Consider the following 24,675-nt stretch of genomic DNA (forward strand, 5'->3'; position numbering starts at 1 on the left):
AAAGACTGTGACCGCACACGACGACTTACTCGACCTCGCCGCCGACATCGCCCAGTGGCGGGTGCCCCCCGAGCAGTGGGAGCGGATCGGCGGCCTGCTCGAACAGGCCGCCGCGTCGCTGGACGAGCCGGCCGCCCTGCGGCTGGTGCTCGAAGAGCTGGAGAACGCCGGGCAGGGGCGGATCACCAAGATCGGCACGCCGCCGATCGTGCCGCCGCCCCCGCCCGTGCGGGAACGGTTGAACCAGCTGGTCCACGCCCTTTCAGGCCCGAAGAAGTGAGCGCCGTGGAGCAGCAGTTCGTGGTCCATCTGTACGCCACCCTCGAAACCGCCCCCGCCTTCCGCCAACTCTGGGCCGAGTGCCGCAAGGTGTTCGGCCTGACCGAGAAGGTCCTCGACCTGCCGATCGAGGTGCCCGCGTCGAGGGGCTATCCGGCCGGGGCCGAGGCGGCGCTCGCCGGCGCGGGGCGCGGCGACTCCCAGGGGATCGTCCGGATCCACCACGACATGCTCGTCCTGTCGGTCGGGCTGACCGGAGGCGACTGGCAGACCTGGGACGCCAACTGGTCGGGCGTGGTGAGCCACCGCGACTTTCTCGGCGAGGCCCGGCTCTTCCTGGCCCACGGCGGCGGCGTCCGGTCGGAGCCCCACTGGCTCGGCCCGGTGACGACGCCCGACGGGCTGGCCATCTGGGAGCGCGGCGGCGACGTCGACTACCGCCGGACCCGCCGCTTCCTCATCGCCTTCGAGGACGACCCGGTCGCCAGCGCCTTCGTCTGGAGCCGGGGCACCCCCGAGATCCCGCCGCTGGCCCGCTATCTCCTGCACGCCGCCAAGATGCGCTACGAGCTGGGCGTCTGGCTCCGCGACGGCGGCGGCCGGCCGATCCCCGGCACCTTCGACGCCGGGCGGCGGATCGGCGACATCCGCCGGATGCGGCACACCGTGGACATCGCGGCCGACAACATGCTCCGGTCGTTCGACCTGACCCCGCTGCTGCTCCAGGGCGGCCCGTTCGCCGACGACGCCGACCTGGTCAAATCACTGATCGAACGGCTCGACGACGACGCGCGCTACCTGCACGACTCGATCGACCCGGCCGTCGTCGTCCCCGAGGTGGGGGGCCGGGACGTGTTCGTCGTGCACGGGCGCGACCTCCAGGCCCGCGACGCCGTCTTCACCCTGCTCCGGGCGCTCGACCTGCGTCCGCTGGAGTGGGAGACGCTGGTCGCGCGGACGGGCGGGCAGCCGTGGCCGTACATCGGCGACGTGCTGCTGGAGACGATGCCGTACGTCCAGGCGATCGTGGTGCTGATGACGCCCGACGACCTGGTGCACCTGCACCCCGACTTCGGGCCGGAGCGCCCGGTCTCCCAGGCGCGGCCGAACGTGCTCATCGAGCTCGGCATGGCGTACGCCCTGCGGCCCAAGCACCTGGTCGTGCTGACGTTCGGCGCGATGCGGCCGATCAGCGACATCGACGGGCGCAACTTCGTGACCGTCGCCGACGACGTGCTGTTCCGGACCCGGCTGGCCCACCGCCTCAAGCTGGCGGGCTGTCCCGTCGACCTGTCGGGCGGCGACTGGCTGACGGCCGGCGACTTCACCCACCAGGAGTCCTACGTGCGGGGCGTCGGCCATCACCTGCCGTGATGCACGAACGCCGCCCACAGCGCCGGAGACGACGGGTAGTCCTCCCGGATCCGCTCGGCGGCGGCGTGCAGGGCGTACGGGATCCGGCCCAGGTCGGGCAGGGCCGCTCCGTAGACCTGGTCGGCGACCTTGGCGGCGATCCGGTCCTTCACCTGCCACAGGCTGCCGATGACCTGGGGATATCCGGCGACCTGGAACGCCCCGGCCAGGTGGACGGCCTCGTCGGCCAGGCCCAGGCGGGTGCTGCCGGTCTCGCAGGCCGACAGGTAGGCGAGCCCGGCGCCCGACAGGTCGAGCCGGGCGATCTCGCCGACGGTCAGCCGTTCCCCGTCCAGTTCGACGCCGCCGTTCCACGGCTCCGCGTCGGTCGCGGAGTGGGCGGCGACGTGCAGCACCGAACTGGCGGGCATCGCCTTGAGGAGGGCGTCGGCGCGGGAGGGCGTACCGACCGGGATCCCGGCCTCTTCCAGATGGGCGGCCACCCTCTCCAGCTCCCGCACGGTCCCGGGCAGCGGCGGCCGGCCGTCGGCCTCGGGGACCGCGACGATGAGCGCGCCGCCCCCGCCGGTACGCCGCGTCCGCGAGTGGCCGAGCGCCTGGACCGTCGCCGTGTACGACGAGACCACCCGGTCGGCGACGCGGGGACCGCCGTCGAGATGACGGCCGGCGGCGTGCAGCGGCAGTGACGCCAGGATCCCGACCGGGCACCACCACAGCCGCGATCCGGGGGCCGGGTCGAGCGCGGCCAGCACGGGTCCGGCGATCGCGTCCCACAGCCAGGCCAGCAGGGCGAACAGGAACGGGTTCTCGGGCGCGGAGTCGGCGTCGAGCCCCTGCGCCCACCTGACGGCCTGGTCGTGGTGGAGGTCCGGCAGCGGGACGTGCCGCACCCCCTCGGGCGTCACGATCAGCGCGTCACCGCGCCAGGCCGAGGCGCTGACCAGCACGATCGGTCCTTCGGCTGCCTGCGCCGACAGCCGGTCGAGGCTCGGCGGGGCCAGGAAGCCCGGGTGGTCGCGCCGGATCCGGGCGAGCAGGTCGCCGAACGCCCGCGAGAGTCGCAGCCGCTCCTCCGACGAGTCGAGCGACGGCAGGAGCCCCGGCTTCTCCTCGGTCTCGGTGGTGAGCAGGTCGCGGATCCGCAGGAACTCGGCCGCGTCGTCGGGGTCGAGGTCGCGCAGGTCCGACCGCATCCGCAGCGCCTCGCCGAGCAGCAGCACCCGGGACTGTTCGAGGTAGGTCAGCGCGCGGCCGGGGTCGCCGGCGTCGAGCGCCGCCGCCGCGGCCTCGGAGGCCAGCCCGCCGTACCTGCCGAGCGCTCGGGTCCGGCCCTCCCGCGCCAGCCGCCACGACGCGACGGCGGGGAAGAGTTCGACCGCCCGGTCCATCGCGTCGAGCGCGGCGGTGTGGTCGCCGAGCCCGGCATGGGCGTAGGCGAGCGCCCGGAAGGCCTCGATCCGGTGCTGCGGGGCCGACCCCGCGTCCCATGCTCCCCGGTCGAGGATCTCCACGGCCTCCCTGGCGTCGGCCTCGGTCTCCCGGGCGAGCAGCGCGCACCCGGCCCGGAACGTGATCTCGGCGTCGGCGGAGAGCGCGGCGGCCCGCCGCCCGGTCTCCACCGCCTCGTCGAGGTCGCCCGCCTGGAGGAGCGCCCACGAGAGCGAGGAGAGCCGCCGCGCGTGCCCCGGCGACAGCTCCACCGTCCGCCGGGCGACCTCGACGATCTCCCGGCGGACCTCGGCGTCTCCGCCGAGGGCGTCGTCGTGGCGGGACAGGCAGTGCCGCAGCGAGTCGAGGTGCACGACGAGGCCGGGCGCGTCTCCCGGCTGGGCCACCGCGCGCCGGGCGACCTCGACGGCCTCCGCGAACGCGTTCTTCGCCCGCAACACGACGCTGAGCGTGTTGAGCACCGCGCCGAGCACGGGACTGCCCGGCGGCAGCAGGTCGACCGCCTCGCGTCCCGCCGCCACGGCGTCGTCGAGCAGGCGGGCCTCGCCGGTCTGGTCGTACAGGGCGAACAGGCACTCGGCCATCCGGCCCAGGCAGCCGGCCCGCGCCGGATGCCCGTCGGGCAGCAGCCCGAACGCCTCCTGGAGGGTCACCACCGCCTCCCTGAGCAGCTCAGGGGTGGGGAAGACGCCGAGGTGCGCGGCCAGGTTGCTCAGATGGGCGGCGCGTTCGGGCGCGCCCTGCGGGGTCGCGGCCACACAGGCCCGGCCGTATTCCAGGGCCCGGTGCAGTCTCGGTACGTCCGAAGTCGCCTTCCCCAGCTCGAACAGCGCCGCCCCCGCGACGTTCAGGTAGGAGGCCAGCCGGGGGTCGGCCGGGTCGACGCCGGCCACCGCCTTCTCGGCCGCCCGCGCCGCCGTCTCCAGGTCGGCGACGTCACCGGTGACGTGGTGGCGCTCCATGAGCGAGGTCGCCCAGCTGACCAGATAGAGGGGCTCGTCCGGTACGTCCGCCACCACCGCCTCCAGCAGCGCGCAGTTCTCCTCAAGGGTCTCGGCCGCGCCGTCGCGGAGATACTCGCTGCGCAGCATGACGGCGTAGTCGTGCCGCAACCGGGCGCTCCCCGGCACGACGTCGAGCGCCCGCCGGGCCGCGTCGAGCGCCTCGGCGAGCGAGCCGGGATCGCCCGACAGCTCGTGGCGGCGGTGGGCCGTCTGCGCCAGGTTCGCCAGGCACCGCGCGGCGAACTCGCTCCCCGGCTCGGCGACGGCCACGGCGACCCGCGCCCGCGCGATGGCCTGGTCGAACAGCACGGGATCGAACGTGGCCTCGTGGAGCATCGCGAAGACCACGCTCAAGCTCCCCGGCAGCACGGCCGGGGAGGTGGTGACCAGGGGCTCCTGGTGGAGGGCCTCGGCGTAGACCTCGGCCAGCGGCCCCCGCCAGGGCTCGTCGGGGTGACTGGCGGCGTAGGCGTCCAGGAACGCTCCAAGGGCGTCGTCGAGGCGGCCCTCGTCCTGCGCCGCCGCGCCCGCCGTGACCAAGCGGGCGATCTCGCTCAACCGATCTGCCGACATCGTTCGATTCTCGCGGTTGCGCATATTTCGGCGCTTGTCACCCAAGTAACGGACACGCGTTCCGCTAGTGAGTGGGCGGGCGGCCGGCGAACCCGCCCGACCAGGCCCAGAAGTGCGCGCCGAGGCCCACGCCGGCCGCGATGCCTGTCGGGAGCGCGATCGCGCCGAGGGCGCCCTGGAGGAGGAAGGCCAGCGCGGCTCCGGAGCCCAGGCTCACCACGGCGAGCAGCAGCGACGGCCACGTGGACTCCGGCGGCGTCGACGAGACCCGCTCCCCGCCGTACGCTCCCCGGGCGCGGCCCGCCGGCCACAGCCGGCCGCCGTCGGGGAGGTCGATGACGGCCCGGCGCAGCGGTCCCCGGCCGACACGGATGTTCACGATGGTGCCGTCGACCAGTCGTTCCAGGTCGGGGCTCCACAGCACGGGCTGGAGCAGCGCGCTGGGGAGGTCGCGGTCCCACGTGGTGAGTTCGATCAGGTGCCGGCCGAGCACCCTGTTCTCGGTCCCGGCGTCGTCGTCGCCGATCGGGGTCCGGTGCCGGGCCCGTGCGCGGGTCACCGGGGCGTCGGTGGCCGAGGCGGTGAAGTAGGCGCGGACCGCCCAGCAGGCCAGCAGGAAGATCGCGAGCGGGAGCAGGACGCTCCGCACCTCACTTGGGGTGGTGTCGAGCAGCGGAGGGCGCGGGTAGCCCCTGACGTGCTGGCCGTACACCTCCTCCGGATAGATCGTGCCGGGGGGTGAGAGGAGGAGCAGCCCGAAGCGGTCACCCGGCTTGAACAGCGCCGGGTCGCGGACGACGAAGCGGACGGACTTCTCCGCGCCGGGGCCGTCCCAATAGGCCACGTCGATCTGGTCGGCGCCCGCGTCGGAGAGTCGGACCGTCCCGGTGAGGCCGAAGTACTGGGGCTGCCGGGCGATCAGGTGGTCGAGCGCGAGGATCGCGCCGCCGAGGCAGAGCGTCATGACGGTCACGCCGATCGCGACGACGTGCCCTCCGGAGTAACGCCTCATGTCTGGAAGACGAAGCGTCACAATCCGGAGGTTCCGCCATGACTTGCCGAATTGCGCCCGTATTACCGCACCGGCGCGCGCCGGCTTCGGACCAGCACGAAGAACACCACGACCGCGGCGATGACCGCGCCGCCGATGATGCCGATCTGGAGCAGCGGGAGTTCCGACGCGCTCTCCTCGGCCGCCACCGCGCGCTCGGCCATCTTGGCCGTCGTCAGCGGTTCGGTCGTGGGCACGTTGGCGACCTCGCCCGAGGTCACCTTGGTGGAGGCCTGGGCCTTGCTCGGCTTGGTCGCCTTCACGGTGACCTTCCACTCGCCGTCCGGCAGCAGCTCGGACGGGTTGTAGAGGTTCTGGCCCTCCGGCGCCGACATCAGCGGCACGGGGCCGAACGTGCGGCTGCCGTCGGGGCTCTCCGCGAACAGGGTCGCGGTCAGGACCTCGGTGACGGGCGAGCCGTCCTTCTTCCAGGTCGCCAGGACGTTCACGTTGCGGCCGCCGTCGCCGGCCACCTCGAGCTTGATCGGGCCGTCCGCCGCGGCCATGGCCTGCTGCGCGCCGAGCAGCAGGCCGAGACCGGCCAGCACGACGGCCAGGGCGTACCTCAGTGCCTTGTTCATTCGTGGGGGTCCCTTCGTGAATCAGCCCTGAAAACAGGGCGGGTGCCCCGCGCGCACATCGGCGCGCGGAGCACCCTCTATCCAGGTTGTACTGAGCACTTCCGGTTAGACGACCGGAGTGCCGCCGTTCTCAACGATCAGCGCGTTGGCGTCACGGATGAGCGTGGCCTTCACGACGACGTTGTTCACGACCTTCGGGTCGTTGACCGCCTCGATGAAGCGGGTGAGCTTCTTGACGATCTTGACCTTGTCGCGCTCGCGTTCCTTGTTCTCCGACACCATGACCTTGTTGATGTCGTCCTGGAGCTTCGCGGCCGCGGTCGCGGTCAGCTGACCGGCGTCCTTGAAGCGCGAGATCAGGGCCGAGATGTCATCGGTCGAGGTGGTGGTCTTGAACTTGACGGACTGCGAGTAGGTGCCACCCGCGTTGGTGGTGACGTCCACGGTGAGCGTGTGCTCACCGAGGGCCAGGCGGTAGAGCTCCTGGACCGAACCGGACGTGACGGGCTGGCCGTCGAGCGTGCCGGTCACCGTCTTGATGCCGGTGCCCGCCACCTCCCACGCGATGGTGACGTTGGTGCTGTCACCGTACGAGGCGCCCTCGGACACGCCCGAGATGAGGATGGTCGGCTCGGTCTCCTCGATCTTGATCGTGGCGGCCTTGGTCTCCTCGACGTTGCCGGCCTTGTCGGTGGCGCGGTACTGGAGCTGGTGCTCGCCGACGCCGCTGACGTTGACCGCAGCGGTGTAGGCGGTCCAGGCGCCGCCGTCGAGGGCGTACTCGATCTTCTCGACACCCGAGGTGGCGTCGGTCGCCGCGAGGGTCACCGGGACCGTGTCCTGGCTCACCGGGAGGAAGTCCGCGGTGGTGACGGGAGCGGTCACGTCGAGCTTCAGCGCGAGCGACTTGGTCGCCTCGGTGTTGGCGGCCTTGTCCACCGACCGGTAGTTCACGGTGTGGTTGCCGTCGCCGGCGACCGAGAACGCGGTGGTGTACGTGGTCCAGGCGCCGCCGTCGATCTGGTACTCGGTCTTGTCGACGCCGCTGCCACCCGAGTTGTCGGTGGCGGCGAGGTTGACCAGAACCGCGGAGGTGAACCAGCCGGCGGCGTTGGGAGCCGTCGGGGTGGTCGTGGCGGTCGTGGTCGGAGCGGTGGTGTCCACCGCGCCGGCCTTGGTCAGCTTGAAGTAGTCGAACTTGACCGTCTTGGCGGCCTGCTGGTTGGTGCCGATGGTGTAGACACCGATCTTCGGAGTGCCGACCGCGGTGTTGCTGACGGTCGCCGACATGTCGGTCCAGGTGGTGCCGTTGGTCGAGTACGAACCCTGGAAGACCGTGCCGGTCTTCTTCAGGCGCAGCCACACCACACCGGTGCCCGGGTTGGCGTTGGGCTGCGGGTTCTGGACGGTGCCGCCGACCTCGCTACGCAGCTCGACGCCACGCACCACGGTCGAACCGGCCGCGTTGGTGGTGAGCAGGTCGAACTTCACGTAGTTGTCGTCGTCGGTGTACACCATCAGGCCGCCCTGCTGGTACTGCTCGCTCAGCGTCGAGGCGTCGACCTTCGTCTCCAGGGTCCAGTCGCCCGAGGGCGCGGTCTGGAGGATGAAGTTCTTCGGACCGGAGTTGCCGGTGCCGTAGATGTCGCCGGTGGTGGTGGTGAGCTCCAGGTTGCCGTCGGCGACCTTGGCGGTGGTGGCGTCCGGACGGACGATGGCGTTCCAGCGGCACGGGTCGATCGTGGTGCCGTTGAAGTCGTCGTTCGGGTCGGTGTTACCGGCCGTGTCGTCCGGGGTGATGCTGAACCAGTCGAACTTGGCGTCCACGACCGCGCGCTGACCGGTGTTCGCGAAGGACACGAGGCCGATGCGCGGGTTGGTGATGCCGGCCAGCTGCTTGGTCTCCGACATCGCCGTGAAGGTGGTGCCGTCGGCCGAGTAGGAGGCGTTCAGGTTGCTGCCGTTGCTGGAGAACCGGACGTAGAACGTGTCCGGGAAGGCGTCACCGAGGTTGGCGGTGTTGCTCGCCGTGACCTCGTTGGGAACGCCCGCCTCTTCGCGGATGAACTGGAAGATACGCTGCGCGTGGTCAGGCGTGGCGTTCGCGGCGCGACCCTGGATGACCATCTTGGCGTAGTTGTCGTCGTCGCCGTACACGACCAGACCGGCCTGCTGGTACTGCTGGTCGGCGCGCATGGTGACCTTGGCGGTCGCGGTCCAGGCACCCGAGGGGAGGGGCTGGAGCACGACGTTGCTCACCGGCGTGGAGTTGTCGGTGCCGTAGATGTCGGTCAGCGAGGTCGGGATGACCAGCGAGCCGTCCACGACCTTGAGGTCCTGGTTCTCACGGAGAACCGACCAGCGGTTGCGGTTGAGGTCGCTGCCGAGGAAGTCGTCCGAGCGGCCCGAGAAGCAGGTGACGTTCGGAGCTTCGACCTTGACGTTGACCGAGGCGGAGTTCGACGAGCCCTTGGCGTCGGTCACCGTGACGGTGGCGACGTAGGTGCCCGGGGCGTTGTAGGTGTAGCTCGCGTTCGCCGTGGTGGGCTGAGCGGCGCCGGTGACGCCGAAGTTCCACTTGTACGTGAGCGGGGTGTCGCCGTCGGGGTCGGTCGCGGTGGAGGTGAAGTCCACCTTGAGCGGCGCGGTGCCCGTCAGCGGGGTGCCGGTCGCGGTGATCGTCGGGCGCTGGTTGTCGGTGACGCCCTTGCCGACGAAGTCGACCCAGTTGAAGTTGAGCAGGTAGTCGCCGTTACCGGCGGAGGCCGGCTTCCGGACGATGAAGTACAGCGGAGCGGTGGTCGTCGGGACGTTCGTCAGCGGGACCGAGACGTCCTTGAAGGTCTGCCAGCCACCCGTGGGGGTGATGTCGACCGAGCCGACCAGCGTGCCGGTGTTCGGGTTGCCGGTCTTGATCTGCACCGTGCCGCCGGGGCCGGCGGACGAGACGCGGAGGCTCACCGAGTCGATGCCCGACAGGTTCACCGGGTTGTAGGCCCAGAAGTCACCGTCGTTGGTGAAACCGATGTTCAGGTTCCCGCCCAGCGGGTCGGTGGTCGTCTCGGTCGCGACACCGGGGGTGTCGGTACCGGTTGCGCCCTCGACCCGGCCGGTCTCGGTGAAGTGCTCGGCCTGCTTGCGCTTCGGCTGGAGGATGACCTCCGAACGGCCGGTCAGCGAACCGGCGCCACCCGCGCCACCCTGGTCGGCGTAGGTCGCCTCAAGGATGTAGTACAGGTTGTCGTTGATGCCGTGGCCGCTGTCCGACAGCGTCTGGATGGTGCCCGAGCAACCGGTCTTCTGGTCGAGCGGGTGGCCGTGGCTGTCGTGGCCCAGGTAGGCCTGCAGCTGCACCTTGGTGCAGTCGATCGTGCCGTCCTCGGCGTCGGTGGCGGTGATGGTGTACTTCACCTGGTCACCGAACTCGAAGAACCCACCTGCCGGGGGCAGGGTGATGTTCACGACCGGGCGGGTGTTGCCGACCACGATCGGGACGTTGGCGTGGGCGGCGACGCCCGCGGCGTTCTTCACCGTCAGGACGGCGCTGTAGTTGCCGGCCGCGGTGTAGGTGTACGACGGGTTGGCGGCGGTCGAGTCGACCGTGCCGTCGTCGTTGAAGTCCCACTCGATGGTGATGGGGTTGCCGTCGGGGTCGCGCGAACCCTCGCTGGAGAAGTTGACGGTCAGCGGAGCCGGGCCGTCGGTCTTGTCAGCGGTGATCTTGGCGATCGGCGGGCGGGCGCCCTTGACGTACTCGATGCGGTAGATGCCGGAGTCGGCGTTGTCGCCACCGAAGCCCGAGCCCCACTCGACCAGGTACAGAGCACCGTCGTAACCGAACTTGATGTCCATGGGCCGGATGAAGCCCATGTCACGCAGGATCCGGTTGATCTTGATCTGCTGGGTGCCGGCGTCGTTCATCTGGAACGAGAACAGCGTGTTGTTGTTCCACTCACCGAAGATGGCCTTGCCATCCCAGTAAGCCGGCCACTTCACCGGCGAGGCGAGCGCCTCGTCGTAGCGGTAGACCGGACCGGCCATCGGCGCGCCGCCGTTGAGCTCGGGGAAGTTGTTCTGGTCGACCGCGCTGGTGTACCAGATGCTCGCGGCCTTGGCGGCCGGGAGCGTGGTCAGACCGGTGTTGTTCGGGGACTCGTTGACCGGCGCGGCGCAGTTGAACGCCGAGCCCGACGTCGAGGTCTGGAAGTTGTAGTCGATGTACGGCGTGTTGTTGCCCACGCAGTACGGCCAGCCGTAGTTGCCGGGCGCGGACAGCGCGTTCCACTCGACCGTGCCACGCGGTCCGCGGGTGGCACTCGCGGAGCCGGCGTCGGGGCCGTAGTCGGCGACCATGACGTTGCCGGTCTTCGGGTCGATGCCGATGCGGAACGGGTTACGGAAGCCCATGCCGTAGATCTCGGGCTTGGTCTTCTCGGTGCCCGGCGGGAACAGGTTGCCCGCGGGGATGGTGTAGGTGCCGTCGGGCTGCGGGGTGATGCGCAGCACCTTGCCGCTCAGGTCGTTGGTGTTGCCCGAGGAGCGCTGGGCGTCCCAGGCGGAACGGCCGCTGCCCTCGTCGATCGGCGTGTAGCCGTTGGAGGCGAAGGGGTTGGTGTTGTCACCGGTGCCCAGCCACAGGTCGCCCGTCTTGTGGTCCATGAGCATGCCGCCGCCGTGGTGGCAGCACTCGGCCCGCTGGACGGGGACGTTGAGGATGACCTTCTCGGAGGCGAAGTCGATCGCGTCGCCCACGACGGTGAAGCGGCTCAGCCGGTCGACGTTGCCGCCGGTGGCCGGCGAGTAGAACAGGTACAGCCAGTTGGTGCTGTCGAAGTTCCGGTCCAGGGCCAGGCCGAGGAGGCCCGACTCGTTCGCGGTGAAGACGTTCATCTTGCCGGCGGTGACGGTGCCACCAGAGGGCTTGATGATCTTGACGTCGCCCAGGCGGTCGATGTAGAAGACCCGCCCGTCCTTGGCGATGTCGGTCATCATCGGGTTCGACGTGTTGGTGTCGAGGGCGACCTTCTCGTAGCTCCCGGTCAGGGAGGCGGAGCAGTCGGCCTTCTCCACGCCGGCGGCGGTACGGATACCACCGAGCAGCATCTTGGTGAAGTTGGCCTCGACGTAGCTCTCCTTGGTGTGACCAAGGCCGGTGTACCAGGAACGGCCGCCGTCGAAGTCCTGACACCAGGAGATCGGGTGGTCGATGCCCTGGGTGGAGCCGGTGTACGACTTCTGGTTCAGCGACTGTAGGACGTGCACCGCGTTACGCGGGTTCGCCTGGAAGTCGTACCACTCGTCGGTCCGGGTCCACGAGGTCGGCAGGTGCGAGGTCGACGGGTGCGCCTTGTCCTCGTTGACGACCGTGGCCTGCTGGATGGCGGGGTGCGACTTGAAGTACGCGCCCACGAGCTGCCGGTACCAGTCCCAGCTGTAGCCGCCGTCGGAGGCCGCGTGGATGCCCACGAAGCCGCCGCCGCCCTTGATGTACCGCTCGAAGGCGGCCTTCTGGTCCGCCGTGCTCACCGGGTCGCCGGTGGTCGAGTTGAAGATGACGGCCTTGTACTGGGCGAGGTTGGCGTCCGTGAACTGGGCGCTGTCCTCGGTCACGTCGACCGCGAAGTTGTTCTCGGTGCCGAGCTTCTGGATTGCCGCGATCGCGTCCGGGATCGCGTCATGCCGGAAGCCCGTCGTCTTCGAGAAGACGAGGACCTTGAACTCGGGGTCAGCGGCTGCGCTGGCCGGAGCAGCGGAGAAGGCCAGGACGGGCATGGGCAGCATGAGAGCTGCCGACGCGACCGCCACGGTCCGGCGCAGAGAGATTTTTCTCTTGAAAGGCAGGATCTCGGAGAGCCTGGCCCACGTTCGAGAACGTGGTGACATGGGGAATCCCTTTCCTGACTGGGGATGTCAGGCAAGCGAGCGCCGCCTCGCTGGTGCCACTTGTGTTACATGGGGGGTGTTGCGGTACTGCACGGGCTGGAGGGTGCCACCTCCAGGCTTGTGGGGACCGGCGCCGTCAGTGAGGCGCCAGCCGGGGGATCGGATCAGGGATCATGGTCGGATGGTCGATGAGCCGATTGACGACCACGCTCGCGGCGCCGCGCGCGGCGGCGCCGAAGCCGAGGTCGGAGGCGACGAACCGGCACTGGCTGGCTGATCGGGCCACCACCAGCCGTTCCAGTTCGGTCTGTGCGGGGGGCAGCAGCCATTCGGCGAGCGTGGCGAAGTAACCGCCGACGACGATGACGCGCGGGTTGAACAGGTTGGCGAGGATCGAGCCGCCGAGCCCGAGCCACTTGCCCACCTGGGCGACCGCCTCAGCCATCCGGCTGTCACCCGCGGTCAGTCCTCTGGCGATCTCGATCGCCCGCTCCTCCGGGTCGGAGGCCGGGAGCGAGGTCTCCGGGTGTGCTGCTTTCATGAGCGCGGCGAGACCCACCTTGGTCTCCAGGCAGCCGTGCCTCCCGCAACCACAGCGGGGGCCGCCCGGATCGACCGGCAGGTGGCCGATCTCGCCGGAGAAGCCGTCCGCGCCGCGGAGCAGCTTCCCGTCGAGGACGATGCCGCCGCCCACGCCGACCTCGCCCGTCAGGTAAACAAGGTGGGAGGTGCCCGCGGCGACGCCGGAGGTGTGTTCGGCCAGTGCCGCGAGATTCGCGTCGTTGTCGACCGTGACGGGAACGCGCCACGGTCCGAGGGCCGCCGAGAGCCGCGCGGCCAGGGGTAGATCGTGCCAACCCAGGTTCGGGGCGAGGGTGACGACGCCATTCGCCACGTCGACCAGACCGGGGACCGCCACGCTCAACCCGGCGGGCGTGGCCCCCGCCGTCTTCATCGCCTCGACGGCCTCCAGAGCCACTCGGCCGAGCTGGCGCAGGGAGAGATCGGGTCCGCCGGCCATGGCGTCGAAGGCGATCCGCCGTTCGACGAGTACCCGGCCGCTGAGGTCGGACCCGTGCGCGGAGATGTAGTCGACATTGATCTCCAAACCCAGCGCGCCGACGTGGGCGCCGTGCAGTGTCACAGGCCGCCGGGGGCGGCCGATCGCGCCCGCGTGCTCGGTGCCGGTCTCCCGGACGAGCCGCCGGTCGAGGAGTTCGGCCACCAGGTTGGAGACCGTGGCCCGGTGCAGGCCGGTGGCCTCTGCGATGTCGGCCCGGGATTGCGCCGGGTGATCACGCAGGTGGCGTAAGACCAATGAAAGGTTGGTCTGCCGGAGCATCGGTGCGCTGCTCGGCAGGGCGGTGCCGGCCGCGCGGGCGCTGCGGTGTGGATGCGTCACGCGGGTCACCGCCTTTCATTTGTCTCGGCAATCAATTAATGAGGTTTGTAACACGCACGTGTCTGGAGCGCACCGTGTGAACGGATAACGAGTTGACATCGACGGAAAAGCGCAGGTCGCAGGCTTGTGCACCGCGTAACTGGACCGTTACAAATTGAGGCGCCCGACGGCGGTGGGAGCGCAACCCTTTAGTTTGGCTACCCGTGCAAACCAATCCGCCTGAGCTTCTGGGCGGCCACTGAGCCGGGTGTGGCGGTGTAGACGAGGAGCGACTGACTCTGGTCGGGATCGACCAGAGTCTGGCAGTCGAGATCGAGCACGCCCAGCTCAGGGTGGACGAACCGCTTCCTGGCGCACGCCGGGCCGGGCACCGGATGCGCGCGCCAGAGCCCGGCGAACTCGGGGCTGCGGGCCAGCAGCGCCCGTACGATCTCGCCCGCGCGGGAGGTCTCGCCGTCGCGGGTGTGGATCCGGAGGAGGTCCGCGACGAGCTCCCGGCCCACGGTGGCGTGATCGTCGGCCGGATGAATCTTTCGTGCCGCCGGATCGGCGAACCACCGGTAGTGGAGGCTGGCCGAGAGTCCTTCGTGGGCGAGGCCGTCGCCCAGGAGCTCACGGGCCAGCGGGGTCTGGCGGAGGGTCTCGCCCAGATCGCTCACCACGAGCGCGGCGGCGTCGCCGGGGAGGTTCTCGAAGATCCGCTCCATGCCGGGATTGACGCTTTTCGCGGCTTTTGTGCGCAATCGGACGGCGTATCCGCCGAGGCGGAACAGGTGGTCGCGCTCCTGGTCGGTGAGCCGCAGGGCGCGGGCGATCGCGGCGAGCATCTGCTCCGACGGCTGCGGGCCGCGCTGCTGCTCGATCCGGCTGTAGTAGTCGGTCGACATGGCCGACAGGGCCGCGACCTCCTCGCGGCGCAGCCCGCCGGTCCGGCGGCGCGTCCCGCGCGGCAGGCCCACGTCCTCGGGCTGGAGCGCCTCGCGCCGGGTCCGCAGGAAGTCGGCGAGTCGGGCCCGTTGCATGTTCCGGTCAACAACCTCCGGACCTGGGCTGATTCCGCTCAGGCACGGACACTTCGTCCCTGGATGCGGGCTGCCGCACCCGGCAGGTTCGATGGCATGACAACCATCCCCGTGTTCAACCCAGCCACCGGCGACGTGGTCGCCGAGGTGCCCGCGGGCACCGCCGCCGACGTCGACCGCGCGGTGGCCGCCGCCCGCGCCGCCCTCCCCGCCTGGGCCGCGACCGACCCCCTCGACCGGGCGGCGGTCGTGGGCCGCATCGGGGCGGGCATCGCCGCCCGTACCGACGAACTCGCCGCCCTCATCACCGCCGAGATGGGCGCTCCGGTCAGCCTGGCCCGCACGGCGCAGATCCAGTTCCCGGTGGCCGTCGCCCAGTCGTTCGCCGCCCTGGCCGAGAGCTTCGCCTGGACCGAGACCCTCGGCACCTCGCTGGTCGTCCGGGAGCCGATCGGCGTCGTCGGCGCGATCACGCCGTGGAACTTCCCGCTCCAGCAGATCGTCTCCAAGCTCGCCCCGGCGCTGGTCGCGGGCGACACGACGGTCTGGAAGCCGTCGGAGATCGCGCCGCTCACCGCGCGGGTGCTGGCCGAGATCGCCGCCGAGGCCGGCCTCCCGGCCGGCGTCTTCAACGTCGTGTACGGCACCGGCGACGTCGTCGGCGAGGCCATCTCCGCCCACCCCGGCATCGACATGATCTCCTTCACCGGCTCGACGCGGGCCGGCCGCCGGATCGGCGCGGTGGCCGCCGAGACGGTCAAGCGGGTCGCCCTGGAACTGGGCGGCAAGGGCGCCAACGTGATCCTCGACGGCGCCGACCTCGACGTGGCCGTCACCCACGGCGTGGCCATGGCGTTCACGAACGGCGGCCAGGTCTGCGGCTCGTGGCCCCGGCTGCTGGTGCCCGCCCACCTCCAGGAGGAGGTCGTCGCCCGCGCCGTGGCCGTCGCCGAGACCTACACCGTCGGCGACCCGCTCCTGGAGACGACGATGATCGGCCCGATGGCGTCGGAGCAGCACAGGGACAAGGTGCACGGCTACATCGAGCGGGGCGTCGCCGACGGCGCCCGCCTGGTCTTCGGCGGCCCCGGACGGCCGTTCGAGAAGGGCGCCTACGTCCGCCCCACGATCTTCGCCGACGTCGACCCCGCCTCGGCCGTCGCCCAGGAGGAGATCTTCGGGCCGGTGCTGACGGTCATCCCCTACCGCGACGCCGAGGAGGCCGTGGCCATCGCCAACGGCACCAACTACGGCCTGACCAGCGGCGTCTTCGGCCCCGACGAGGAGGCCCGCGCGATCGCCCGGCGGATCAGGGCCGGGCAGGTCGACGTCAACGGCGGTCACTGGAACCCGCTCGCGCCGTTCGGCGGCTACCGCCAGTCGGGCAACGGCCGCGAGTTCGGCCGGTTCGGGCTGGAGGAGTTCCTGGAGGTCAAGTCGATCCAGCTCTGAGGGGGTCCAGCGGTACCCCTCTCACCGGTCCTTTTCCGTACCGGCGTGCCTAACCTGAACACATGGCAGTCGGTGAGTTCCTCAGAGCCCGCCGCGACCGGATCACCCCGGAAGCGGCGGGCTTTCCGGTCGACGTACGCCGCCGCCGGGTGCCCGGCCTGCGCCGCGAAGAGGTCGCGAGCCTCGCCGGCGTCAGCGTCGACTACTACGTCAAGCTGGAGCGCGGGCTCGCGCGCGGCGTCTCCCGCTCGGTGTGGGAGGCCCTGGCCAGGGCGCTGCGGCTCAACGAGACCGAGCGCGCGCACCTGTGGGACCTGATCGCCGCCGAGACCGGCGTGATCATGCACCGCGAGCCGCTGCCGCGCCAGCGCGTCGGCCCCGGCCTGCGCAACCTGCTGGCCACGCTCGACCACGTACCGGCTATGGTGCAGGGCCGCCGGACCGACGTCCTGGCCTCCAACGACCTCTTCACGGTCCTGTACGCCGGATTCACCGGCCGCAACCTGGCCCGCTTCATCCTGCTCGACCCGGCCGCGAAGGACCTCTACCCGGACTGGCCCGAGGTCGCCCGCAGCGTGGTGGCCGTCCTGCGCCTGTACGCCGGCGCCCACCCCGACGACCCCGAGCTCACCCCGCTGGTCGACGAGCTCGCCGGGGCCAGCGACCTGTTCCACCAGGTGTGGAACGAGCACGCGGTCATCCGGCACGCCGACGGGAGGAAGCGCTTCCGCCATCCCGTCGTCGGCGAGCTGACCCTGAACTACGCGACGTTCGCCGCCGCCGGCGACCCGGAGCAGACCCTCGTCATGTTCCACGCCGACCCGGGCTCGCCGTCGGCCGACGCGCTGCGGCTGCTCGGCTCCTGGCACGCCTCGTCCAGAACCGTCTGAGTCCCACCCCGCCACGGGCTGTCTTCGGCATGCCCGCGAACCCCTGGAGAGATCGCCATGAAGGCTGTCCGCGTGACCCGCTACGGCGCCCCCGACGTCCTGGAAATGACCGAAGTGCCCGTCCCCGTGCCGGGTGACGGCGAGGTCGCCATCGACGTGACGCACGCCGCCGTCGGCCTCATCGACGTGCTGATCCGGCGGGGCGACTTCGCCGGCAACGACCTGCCGATGCAGCCGCCGTACACCCCCGGGATCGAGGTCGCGGGCACGGTCCGCGCCGTCGGCGCGGGCGTGACCGCGCTGCGGCCCGGAGACCGCGTCGCGACGCTCTCGATCGCCACCGGCGGCGGCTACGCCGAGGTGATGATCGCCCCGGCGGCGGTCACCTTCCGTCTCCCCGACGGGGTCGACCCCGCCCAGGCCGTCGCGGCGCTGCCCAACGCGACCACCGCCGTGCTGGCCCTGACCAGGGCCGTCACGCTGCCGCCGGACGCGCGGGTGCTGGTCATCGGCGCGACCGGGGCGCTGGCCTCCGTCTTCCCGGCCGTCGCCAAGCGTCTCGGCGCCCGTGAGGTGGTCGGCACCGTGAGGTCGGCCGCCCGGATCGCCGAAGCGGAGCGGCTCGGCTTCGACCGGGCCGCGCTGCTGGACTCCCTCGACGGCGAGGAGTTCGACGTCGTCGTCGACCCGGTTGGCGGGGAGTCGCGCGGCCGGGCTCTGGGCCTGCTCGCCGACATGGGCCGCCTGGTCGCCGTGGGCAGCGCCGACCGCTCCGGCCACACCGTCGACACCAACGAGCTGTGGTTCGGCAACCGGGGCATCGTCGGCTTCGCCGTAGGCATCTTCCTGCTCAAGACCCCGGCCCTGGCCGCCCCCGCCGCCGCCGAGGCCCTGGCGGCCATCGCCGACGGCTCCATCAAGCTGGACGTCGAGACCCACCCCCTCGACGGTGCCACCGACGCCCACGCGCGGCTGGAGGCGGGCGGCGTCTCCGGGCGGCTGGTCCTGACCGCGAGGTAGGGCCTGCGGTACCTCAGGTCTTCCAGGACACGGGATCGATCCGGGCGAGATCCGGCGAAAGGCTGGAAATCGTCCGCACAACGACGATCCCGCAGGGAGCAACCTGATGTCATCTGTCTCCAAGGGCGCCGTGGCCGTGGTGACCGCGTTAACCCTGATCGCCACCACCAGCGCCGCCGCCGCGGCGACGCCCGACCCCGTCCAGCGGGAACTCGACGCGCTCGTCCGCGCCGACTTCCCCGGCGCCCTCGCCTCGGCGCAGGGCCGCGACTACGTCGCCGGGGTCGGCGACCTCAGGACGGGGGCGAAGGTGCCGGTCGACGGACGGGTCCGCATCGGCAGCAACACCAAGTCCTACGTCGCCGTGGTGGTCATGCAACTCGTCGAGGAGGGCGCGGTCGACCTGGACGCCGAGGTCGAGACGTACCTGCCGGGCCTGATCCGCCGCAACGGCAACGACGGCCGGCGGTTCACCGTCCGGCAGCTGCTCAACCACACCAGCGGCCTGCCCAACTACACCCGCTGGATCCCGCCGATCACCGAGCTCCGCGACGTCTACCTGAGTCCGCGCGACCTGCTCGACCTCGCCCTCGCCCACCGCCCGGCCTTCACCCCCGGTGAGAAGTGGGAGTACAGCAACACCGGCTACGTCGTGCTCGGCCTGCTCATCGAGAAGGTGACCGGGAGGCCCGTCCACGAGGAGGTGACCCGCCGGGTGATCGAGCCCCTCGGCCTGAAGGACACCTACTGGCCCGGCCTCGGCGAGCGGGGCATCCGGGGCCGGCACCCGCGCGGCTACCACTTCCCCGGCCCGGTCGACGTCACCTCGCTCGACCCGTCGTGGGGCTGGGCGGCCGGTCAGCTGATCGCCTCCCCCAGCGACGTGAACCGCTTCTACCGGGCCCTGCTCGACGGGAGGCTGGTCAAGCCGGCCCAGCTGGCCGAGATGAAGAAGACGGTCGAAACGGAGGGCTTCGTGCCCGGCTGGTCGTACGGCCTCGGCATCGTCAAAATCCCGCTGAGCTGCGGCGGCGTGGCCTGGGGCCACGGCGGCGACATCGACGGCTACGAGACCCGCAACGGCGCCACCGACGACGGCAGGGCCGTCACGATCGCGGTGACGGCCCTGCCCACGAGCGAAGAGGCGGTCATGCGCCCCATCAAGGCCCTCGACCGGACCCTGTGCGCCTAGTGGCGGACGACGCGGTGCTCCCGCCCGGCGGACGGGAACACCGGGGATCGTCAGACGGTCCGGCAGGTCACCGTCGGGGCGGCGCCCGAGTTGCCGGAGGCGAGGAAGCCGAACGTGGTCGACGCGCCCGCGCCCAGCGAACTGTTGTAGGACATGGGCCGGGCCGTGACGCTCGACCCGCTGCTCGTCACCGTGGCGCTCCACGCCTGGGTGACCGACTGGCCGCTCGGCCACGTCCAGGTCGCCTGCCAGCCAGTGATGGGCGAGGAGCCGGCCGTGATCGTCACGTCGGCCTGGAAGCCGCCGCCCCAGGTCGAGGCCACCTTGTAGGCCGCCGAGCAGCTCTGGCCCGGGTTCGGGGTGGGCGTGGGCGTCGGGGTGGGGGTCGGCGTGGGGGTGGGCGTCGGGGTCGGCGTGGGGGTGGGCGTGGGGGTAGGCGACGGGCTGGAGGAGCCGCCGGTGAAGTTCACGTCGCTGCAGAAGTAGTACGACTGGTCCATGTGGCTGGCCTGCCAGACCGTGAACACGATGTGCCGGCCCGAGCGGCCCGGGGCGTTGACCTCGACGGGGGTGGTCGCGCCGGTCGGCACGCGGCCCACCTGGCCGACCAGTTCCAGGTCGCTCCACTTCAGGGGCGTCGTCAGCGCGTTGAAGCCCTGTTTGGTGGCGTACACGCGGATGTAGTCGGCGCCGTGGACGGCCTGGTCGTACATGTTCAGCGTGAAGCGGGTGGGCTTGTCGACGGTCTTCCACGCGCCGAGGGTGTCCATCGCGTTGTAACGGCCGTTGAAGGTCCGGCCGCCGCTGCAGAGCTGGCCGTCGGGCACGGCGCCCTGGTGGTTGCCGGCCACGCCCTCACGGTAGAGGCCGTTCCAGTTCCACATGGCCTGGACGTCGTACTGCCAGGCCTGCCAGCACATCGGGTCCTGCTGGGCCATCGCGGGGTTCTGGAAGTCGCCGCCCCAGCGCTGCCAGCACCCGTAGTTGCGGCTCGGCGGGTCGGTGACCGACCCGTGCGCGTTCGCGGTCACGACGAGTGCGGTGGCGAGGAGTAGTAGGGCGCCCAGGATCGCGGTCAAGGTCCGGGAGAGCGTGTGCACAGTGCTCCTCCTAGGAGAGTGTGGGGGGCGCCCAACGTCTCCTAACTCGTTGTCAGGGACAACGGTGATGCTCCGGCGCGGCAGCTCGAACTGGGAAATCTCCAGAAACCACCTGAACGATTCACAGACCCTGGTCACACTTTGACCGGTTCGCTAACGTGCCCCACGTGACAGTCCAGCAGGAAGCCCCCGCCCGTCAGGACGACAACGAACCCCGCCACTGGCTCGCGGTGCGACCGCGCCTCGTCGTGGCGAGCGGGTTGATGCTCTTCCTGGAGTTGTCGCTCATCCGGTGGACCGGGTCCAACGTCGTCCACCTGAGTTATTTCACCAACTTCGTCCTGCTCGGGTCGTTCCTCGGGATCGGGCTCGGGTTCCTGCGGGTGGGGCGCACGAAGCGGCAGCCCTACTACTCGCCGGTCCTGCTGGCCGTGCTGGTGCTGGTCATCAGCTTCTTCCCGGTGCACGTCAACCGGGAGGCGACCGGGATCCTCTACTTCACCAGCCTGGAGACGAGCGGGCCGCCGGCCTGGCTGATCCTGCCGGTCATCTTCGTGGTGGTCGCGCTGGTGCTGATGGGGCCGGCCGAGCTGGTCGGGCAGTGCTTCCCGAAGCTCGACCGGCTTGAGGCCTACCGGTGGGACCTCGTCGGGTCGCTGTGCGGCATCGTGCTGTTCACGCTGCTGTCGTTCCTGAGCGCGCCGCCGCTGGCGTGGGGGCTCGTGGTGGCGATCGGCTACTTCGTGGTGATGCGGCCGCAGCGGATCCTCACCGGGATCGCGCTGGCGGTTCCGGCGCTGCTCGTCATCGCGGCGCTGGCCGTCGAGACGTTCTCCGCCGGGGCCCTCTGGTCGCCCTACTACAAGGTCACCACCAAGGCGTTCCAGCAACAGGGCGTCGACGTCCTGGACATCCAGGTCAACGGCATCCCGCACCAGCAGGCGATCCCGGCGGCCAAGCGGCTGGAGTGGGAGCAGCAGTACGGCATGCCCTACCAGCGCTCCGTCGCGGCCGGGAGCCAGCGGCTCGACGACGTGCTGATCGTCGGCGCGGGCAGCGGCACCGACGTCGCGATCTCGCTGCTGAAGGGCGCCAAGAGCGTCGACGCGGTCGAGATCGACCCCAAGCTGCGGGAGATCGGCGGCGCGTCCCACCCCGACAAGCCCTACAGCGACCCCCGGGTGACCACGCACATCAACGACGGGCGCGCGTTCCTGGAGCGGACCGACAAGAAGTACGACCTGATCCTCTTCGCCCTGCCCGACTCGCTCACCCTCGTGTCGGGCGCTAGTTCGCTGCGGCTGGAGAGCTACCTGTTCACCGAGCAGGCCATGGAGGCGGCGAAGGAGCACCTGAAGCCGGGTGGCGCCTTCTCGATGTACAACTACTACCGCGAGACCTGGCTGATCGACCGGCTCGCGTCGACCGCGCAGGCGGCGTTCGGGCACAAGCCGTGCGTCGACTTCACCGGCTGGGGCGGCCAGGCCGTCATCACCGCCGGGCTCACCCCCGCCGACCAGGCCTGCGCCGGGGAGTGGGGCGGCGCCGCGGCGGGCACCCCCGCGCCGACCAGCGACGACCGGCCGTTCCTCTACCTGAGCACCGGTTCGATCCCGTCGCTCTACATCTTCGCGCTGGGCCTGATCCTGCTGGTCAGCCTCTTCGCGGTGCGGGTCGTGGCGGGGCCGTTCCGGCAGATGCGGCCCTACGCCGACCTGTTCCTGCTCGGCGTCGGGTTCATGCTGCTGGAGACCAAGAGCATCACCGGCTTCGCGCTGCTGTTCGGCACCACCTGGGTGGTGAACGCGATCGTCTTCGCGGGCGTCCTGGTCGCGGTGCTCGCCGCGGTGGAGGTGACGCGCCGTTTCCGCACACCGTCCCTTCCGGTCATGTACGGCGTGATCGCCGTCGGCCTGGTCGTCGGGTGGCTCGTGCCGAACTCGTGGCTGCTGTCGCTGCCGCTGGCGCTGCGCATCCCGGTGGCGGTGGCCATCGCGTTCCTGCCGATCTTCGCGGCCAACGTGGTGTTCGCCAAACGGTTCACCGACACCGACGACTCGACCACCGCCTTCGGCGCCAACCTGCTCGGCGCGATGGTCGGCGGCTGCCTGGAGTACGCCGCCCTGGTGCTCGGTTACAACTCGCTGCTGATCGTGGCGGGCCTGCTCTACCTGGGGGCGTTCGTCCTGCTGCCGCGCACCGCCCGGGCGCTTACGTGATCGATTTCTACCGCGAGAACGGATACGCGCTGGTCAAGGGGTTGCTCAGCCCCGACGAGGCGGCCGGCTACCGCCGGGAGACCCACGAGCTGATCTCCCGGCTGCGGGCCGTCGACCCCACGTGGGCGGTGGCCAGGAAGCTGACCGAGCGGCACACCGAGCTGCGGCACTGCCACGACGCGCAGTTCCACGCGGGCGCGTTCTCGCGGCTCATCGTCGACCCCCGGTTCACCGACGTCGCCGCCGAGGTCGTGGGCTCGCCCAACGTCCAGCTGCACCACACGAAGATCTTTGTCAAGCCGGCCGAGCGCGGATCGCCGTTCCCGATGCACCAGGACGCCGCGCACTTCCCGCACACCCGCCACTCGATGGCCGCGGCCATCTTCCACTTCGACGACGCCCCTGAGGAGAAGGGCTGTGTACGGGTGGTGCCCGGCAGCCACCTCGGCGGCCCGCTCCCCCACGTCGAGGAGGGTGGCTGGCACCTGCCGCTCGACGAGTGGCCGCTGTCGTCGGCGGTCCCCGTCGAGGCCGAGGCCGGTGACGTGCTGTTCCTCAGCTACCTGCTGGTGCACGGGTCGGGGGTGAACACCTCCGGCGAAGACCGCACCACGTTCCTGGTGCAGTTCCGCGACCCGGAGGACGAACCGGCCGACGACGTGCACCGGTCACGGGGTCAGGGCATGATGCTGCGCGGGTTCGCGCCGCACGTATAGCCGGATCGCGTAGCCGAGCACCCGGTAGACCGGCCCCTTCTTGTAGTGGTCGCGCAGGATGCGCTGCTTGGCCAGGTCCTGTTCCGAGTCGAGGTCGGCGGGCTTGGGGTAGTTGCGGCTGACCGTCCAGACGCGGTCGCCGAGCCTGATCTCGTGGCCGGGCAGTTCGCGGCCGGCGAGGGTGCCCGAGTCGGCCCCGCTCTCCTTCAGCGCGACGTCCCGCACCTCGCGGAAGCCCTCCGGATAGGCCTCGGCGACCAGCCGCCGGACCGACGGCAGGTAGACGACCGTGTCTCCGGGCAGCGCCAGCTGTCCCATGAGTTTGGCGACGGCGGCCGGGTCGTCGCGCCGGGAGTCGAGCCGCCGGGTCTCGGCCTGGGCGGGCAGCGCCGGGAGCAGCACGACGGCCAGTGTCGCGGCGGCGGCCGGGACGGCCACGACCGGGCGGGCCAGCCGGGCGATCCCGTCGACGGCCGACCCGGTCAGCAGGGCGAGCCCGATGACGGCGTACAGCACATAGCGCTCTTCGTAGTAGGGCTTGACCTGCGACAACAGCAAGAGCAACGCGGGCGGCACGACCGCCAGCGGCAGCGCGACGACCCGCAGCGGCCCGCCGCGCAGCAGCGCGAGCAGGGCCAGCACGCCGGTCCAGCCGGCGAACCCGGTCACCAGCTGACCGACGTCGGCCCAGGTCGGCGGGGTCAGCCGGGCCACCTGCGCGCTCTGCGGATAGGCGACCAGGATCAGCGGCGCCGACGCGGCGACGGCGGCGGTCGAGGCCGCCAGCCATCGTCGCCAGTCGATGAGCAGCCCTGGCACCGCGAACGCGGCCAGCACGAGCAGCGCCGTGAGATTCAGGTAGGCGGCCGCGGTCACCGCAACGGCGTACCTGACCCAGGACTGCCGGACGAGCGCGTACACCGCCCACGCCACCGCGGCGCACACCAGGGCGGGCGAGCGGCCCTCCTGGGCGTAATGGGACACGACGGGCAGCAGCGCGTACACCGCCCCCGCCGCGAGGCCGCTGCCGCCCATCCGCCGGGCCGCCCCGGCGACGGCGAGCGCGGCCAGGCCGGTGGCGAGCACCGACGGCAGCCGGATCAGCACCTCCGGATCGCCCGGGAGGAGCAGCACGACGTGCACGATCAGGTAGTAGAGGCCGTGGACGGCGTCCACGTTCCCCAGAGTGGCGAACAGGTCGCCGAGCGGACGGGAGGCGATGGCATAGGTGGTCGCCTCGTCCTGCCACATCGAGCCTCTGTCGAGGCCCCACACCCCCATGGCGACGGCCATGACGAACACCACGACGCGCGTCATGGGCGCGCAACTTCCCCGGAGGAGGCTTGCAATCCGCGTACAGCGGACGGAAAGCAGAGTGATAGTGGCTTAGGTCACTCTTTAGGTGTCCAAAGTAGGAAGAGCGGGCGCAAATCCGCGGATTCGTTCGTTTGATGATCCAGGAGCCCAC

General features: G+C 70.9%; 16 protein-coding genes. 8 read left to right on the top strand and 8 right to left on the bottom strand.

All coding sequences use genetic code 11. The features are described from left to right. Nucleotides 1-7: 7 nt before the first annotated feature. Together FDA94_RS09260 and FDA94_RS09265 are read left to right on the top strand one after the other, a co-directional pair. The gene (locus FDA94_RS09260; protein ID WP_137246628.1) at nucleotides 8-280 is read left to right on the top strand and encodes a CATRA system-associated protein; all 273 of its coding nucleotides are present in this window, start codon (nucleotides 8-10) and stop codon (nucleotides 278-280) included. Then, nucleotides 277-1,653 carry a CATRA conflict system CASPASE/TPR repeat-associated protein gene (locus tag FDA94_RS09265; RefSeq protein ID WP_137246629.1) on the top strand — a complete coding sequence of 459 codons (1,377 nt, stop codon included), beginning with the start codon at nucleotides 277-279 and terminating at the stop codon, nucleotides 1,651-1,653. The genes FDA94_RS09260 and FDA94_RS09265 overlap by 4 nt, the downstream gene beginning before the upstream one ends. Here FDA94_RS09265 and FDA94_RS09270 read toward each other — a convergent pair. The 6 genes from FDA94_RS09270 to FDA94_RS09295 all read right to left on the bottom strand — a co-directional run bounded on the left by FDA94_RS09270 (nucleotide 1,641) and on the right by FDA94_RS09295 (nucleotide 14,618). Then, entirely contained in the window at nucleotides 1,641-4,679 is a 3,039-nt protein-coding gene (locus tag FDA94_RS09270; RefSeq protein ID WP_137246630.1) for a CHAT domain-containing protein, read from the bottom strand. The genes FDA94_RS09265 and FDA94_RS09270 overlap by 13 nt on opposite strands. 64 nt (nucleotides 4,680-4,743) lie before the next feature. Further along, a complete protein-coding gene (locus FDA94_RS09275; protein ID WP_137246631.1) occupies nucleotides 4,744-5,691 on the bottom strand; it encodes a hypothetical protein in 948 nt (315 codons plus the stop codon). 62 nt (nucleotides 5,692-5,753) lie between these two features. After that, nucleotides 5,754-6,311 carry a hypothetical protein gene (locus FDA94_RS09280; protein ID WP_137246632.1) on the bottom strand — a complete coding sequence of 186 codons (558 nt, stop codon included), beginning with the start codon at nucleotides 6,309-6,311 and terminating at the stop codon, nucleotides 5,754-5,756. Between the two features lie 105 nt (nucleotides 6,312-6,416). Continuing rightward, the gene (locus FDA94_RS09285) at nucleotides 6,417-12,083 is read right to left on the bottom strand and encodes a ThuA domain-containing protein (protein ID WP_170990855.1); all 5,667 of its coding nucleotides are present in this window, start codon (nucleotides 12,081-12,083) and stop codon (nucleotides 6,417-6,419) included. A gap of 247 nt (nucleotides 12,084-12,330) precedes the next feature. Beyond that, complete coding sequence (locus FDA94_RS09290) at nucleotides 12,331-13,596, bottom strand: ROK family transcriptional regulator (protein WP_246059682.1); 1,266 nt, start codon at nucleotides 13,594-13,596, stop codon at nucleotides 12,331-12,333. A 197-nt stretch (nucleotides 13,597-13,793) separates the two neighbouring features. Then, entirely contained in the window at nucleotides 13,794-14,618 is an 825-nt protein-coding gene (locus FDA94_RS09295; protein WP_137246634.1) for a helix-turn-helix transcriptional regulator, read from the bottom strand. Nucleotides 14,619-14,714: 96 nt separating this feature from the next. On the opposite strand from FDA94_RS09295, the gene FDA94_RS09300 reads away from it, so the two are divergent. The 4 genes from FDA94_RS09300 (at nucleotide 14,715) to FDA94_RS09315 (ending at nucleotide 19,172) form a co-directional block, all read left to right on the top strand. Further along, nucleotides 14,715-16,070 carry an aldehyde dehydrogenase family protein gene (locus tag FDA94_RS09300; protein WP_246059684.1) on the top strand — a complete coding sequence of 452 codons (1,356 nt, stop codon included), beginning with the start codon at nucleotides 14,715-14,717 and terminating at the stop codon, nucleotides 16,068-16,070. A gap of 62 nt (nucleotides 16,071-16,132) precedes the next feature. Continuing rightward, nucleotides 16,133-16,960, top strand: coding sequence for a helix-turn-helix transcriptional regulator (locus FDA94_RS09305; protein ID WP_137246636.1), 828 nt, complete (start codon nucleotides 16,133-16,135; stop codon nucleotides 16,958-16,960). A gap of 57 nt (nucleotides 16,961-17,017) precedes the next feature. Beyond that, complete coding sequence (locus tag FDA94_RS09310) at nucleotides 17,018-17,980, top strand: quinone oxidoreductase family protein (RefSeq protein WP_137246637.1); 963 nt, start codon at nucleotides 17,018-17,020, stop codon at nucleotides 17,978-17,980. Nucleotides 17,981-18,086: 106 nt separating this feature from the next. Then, nucleotides 18,087-19,172: a serine hydrolase domain-containing protein gene (locus FDA94_RS09315; protein WP_137246638.1), complete on the top strand. Its 1,086-nt coding sequence runs from the start codon at nucleotides 18,087-18,089 to the stop codon at nucleotides 19,170-19,172. A 50-nt stretch (nucleotides 19,173-19,222) separates the two neighbouring features. On the opposite strand, the gene FDA94_RS41330 is transcribed toward FDA94_RS09315, so the two are convergent. Further along, the gene (locus tag FDA94_RS41330) at nucleotides 19,223-20,272 is read right to left on the bottom strand and encodes a lytic polysaccharide monooxygenase auxiliary activity family 9 protein (protein WP_137246639.1); all 1,050 of its coding nucleotides are present in this window, start codon (nucleotides 20,270-20,272) and stop codon (nucleotides 19,223-19,225) included. Between the two features lie 167 nt (nucleotides 20,273-20,439). Here FDA94_RS41330 and FDA94_RS09325 point away from each other — a divergent pair, with 167 nt between their 5' ends. Together FDA94_RS09325 and FDA94_RS09330 are read left to right on the top strand one after the other, a co-directional pair. After that, nucleotides 20,440-22,491 (top strand): spermine/spermidine synthase domain-containing protein, encoded by a 2,052-nt coding sequence (locus tag FDA94_RS09325; protein WP_246059686.1) that lies wholly within the window; start codon nucleotides 20,440-20,442, stop codon nucleotides 22,489-22,491. Next, nucleotides 22,488-23,207, top strand: coding sequence for a phytanoyl-CoA dioxygenase family protein (locus tag FDA94_RS09330; protein WP_137246640.1), 720 nt, complete (start codon nucleotides 22,488-22,490; stop codon nucleotides 23,205-23,207). The genes FDA94_RS09325 and FDA94_RS09330 overlap by 4 nt, the downstream gene beginning before the upstream one ends. Here the strand turns inward: FDA94_RS09330 and FDA94_RS09335 are convergent. Continuing rightward, complete coding sequence (locus FDA94_RS09335) at nucleotides 23,160-24,524, bottom strand: glycosyltransferase family 39 protein (protein WP_137246641.1); 1,365 nt, start codon at nucleotides 24,522-24,524, stop codon at nucleotides 23,160-23,162. The two genes, FDA94_RS09330 and FDA94_RS09335, sit on opposite strands and share 48 nt — an antisense overlap. Nucleotides 24,525-24,675: the final 151 nt, after the last annotated feature.

It is taken from the genome of Herbidospora galbida (assembly GCF_005233835.1).
Lineage (GTDB): Bacteria > Actinomycetota > Actinomycetes > Streptosporangiales > Streptosporangiaceae > Herbidospora > Herbidospora galbida.